The sequence below is a fragment of the Moraxella equi genome (assembly GCF_002027555.1).
Taxonomy (GTDB): domain Bacteria; phylum Pseudomonadota; class Gammaproteobacteria; order Pseudomonadales; family Moraxellaceae; genus Moraxella; species Moraxella equi.
This window is the reverse complement of the sequence record NZ_MXAP01000187.1, coordinates 1-1,075: the sequence shown is the minus strand read 5'-3', so window position 1 is coordinate 1,075 and position 1,075 is coordinate 1. Positions and strand designations below refer to the sequence as shown.

2 protein-coding genes are annotated in these 1,075 nt (G+C 38.5%); both read right to left on the bottom strand.

Going from position 1 to position 1,075, the window contains the following annotated elements:
- Positions 1-486, bottom strand: a 486-nt coding sequence (locus B5J93_RS13110; RefSeq protein ID WP_143823563.1) for an IS3 family transposase, incomplete at its 3' end; no start/stop codon positions are given.
- A partial coding sequence (locus tag B5J93_RS13105; RefSeq protein WP_079326766.1) for a helix-turn-helix domain-containing protein occupies positions 486-1,075 on the bottom strand: 590 nt, incomplete at its 5' end. The genes B5J93_RS13105 and B5J93_RS13110, both read right to left, overlap by 1 nt.

Genomic DNA, 1,075 nt, shown 5'->3' with positions numbered 1-1,075 from the left:
GTAGAGTTTTTGTTCTATTACTTTATTGTCGTTATGATGCTTGTTGCTACCTTGTTTAATAATGACCTTAAACTCCGTGATGTCTGTTGCCCACTTCTGGTTAGGCTTTGTGGCTTGAAAGTCTCTTTGTAGGACATTCTCTTTAATTTTATCTTGGTGTTCACCTTGATAGGATGAATAGGGTTTATGTCTTTGTTGTCTGATGTTGGCTTTTAAGCCCATCTGTTGCATTAAGCGTTGTCCCTTTTTGTGGTTGATGAGTATGTCTTGACCACCAAGTTGGTTGTTAAGTTCTAATGTAATCCTACGATAACCGTATCTGCCTTTGTGGGTGTGGTAGATGTGTTTGATTTGTTCTTTTAGGTCAAGGTCTTTGTCAGGTTCTTTGGCTTTGTTAAGGTGGTAATAAAAGGTTGCTCGTGGCACACCAAGATAAGCCAATAAGTTAACCAATGGGTAGCTGTGCCTTAGTTCGTCAATGACCATTACTTTATGAATAATGGTTTGTTTGGTTGTTGACGCTCTAAGGCATCTAACTTTTTTAGGATATCAAGCTCCATACGCAACCCTTGTAGTTCAGTAATGAGTTCCTCTTGGGTTTTGTCTTTGTCAGCTTTGTTTTGCCAGTTGGATTTAGCTTTGCTTGTTGATTTGTTTTTGCTTGTTTTGCTTTTATTGGTGCTGTGCTTGTTTGACATTGCTTTTCTGCCTTTGGGTTTGGGTTCTAAGCCCATTATACCAAAGGTTTGATAAGACTTTAACCAATTGGACAGTAAAGAAGGTTGTGGTAGGTTAAGTTCTATGGCAAGTTTGGTTAAGGATTTGCCATTTTGAAGTTGTTTGATTGCGTTTAGTTTGAAGGCGGTGTCATAGATGGCTTTGGTGTTTCGTATTTTAATACCATCAATGCCGTGTGTTTGGTAGAGTTTAACCCATAGCTCTACGGTTTTGTGGTCTAAGTTAAAGTATTTGGCGGTTTGTTTGTAGCTGTGTCTGTTTAGATAATATGCTATGACAGACAGTTTAAAGTCGGTTGTGTATTTTGCCATAAAAAGCACCCCAAAGGTTAGAGTGT